The following is a 480-nucleotide window of genomic DNA, read 5'->3' on the forward strand; positions in this document are numbered from 1 at the left end:
GGGGGGCCCCCGCCCCCGCCCCCGGGCGCCCCCCGCCCCCCCCGCGCCCCCGCCCCCCCCCCGCACGGCAGACCTACCCCGCCAGGTGCCGCACCCGGTCCCACACCGCCGGGTCCACATCCCCCGCCCACCTGCGGAACTCCCGCACCCGGACATCCCGCAACTCGTCCGTCTCCAGGAAGCTCCGCCGCTGCTGGGCATCGCCCACCGCCCCCGCGGGCAGCGCGATCACCCCGGGCCGCTCCTCGTGGTGCTTACTGGTGATCTTGGCGACCAGCGCCGCGTCACCCCGCACCGACAGCACCAGGCACGGCCGGTCCTTGCCGCCCGGCCCGTCCTCGTACGGCACGAGCGCCCACCAGATCTCGCCCGCCCGCGGCACCCGCCCCGGCCGCCCGGACCGCTACGAGGCCCGCCCCGCGGGCGACCGCGGCTCCCGGCCGGCCGGACGCCCCGGCGGCCGCCCGCGGCCCCGCGGCC

1 protein-coding gene is annotated in these 480 nt (G+C 81.7%); it reads right to left on the reverse strand.

Translation table 11 applies throughout. The features are described from left to right. Window positions 1–73: 73 nt before the first annotated feature. On the reverse strand, window positions 74–349 hold the full coding sequence (locus tag ACFXBC_RS29270; RefSeq protein WP_385030976.1) for a type II toxin-antitoxin system PemK/MazF family toxin: 276 nt from the start codon (window positions 347–349) through the stop codon (window positions 74–76). Between the last annotated feature and the right edge of the window lie 131 nt (window positions 350–480).

This window comes from Streptomyces sp. NPDC059398 (assembly GCF_042751845.1).
Classification (GTDB): Bacteria; Actinomycetota; Actinomycetes; order Streptomycetales; family Streptomycetaceae; genus Streptomyces.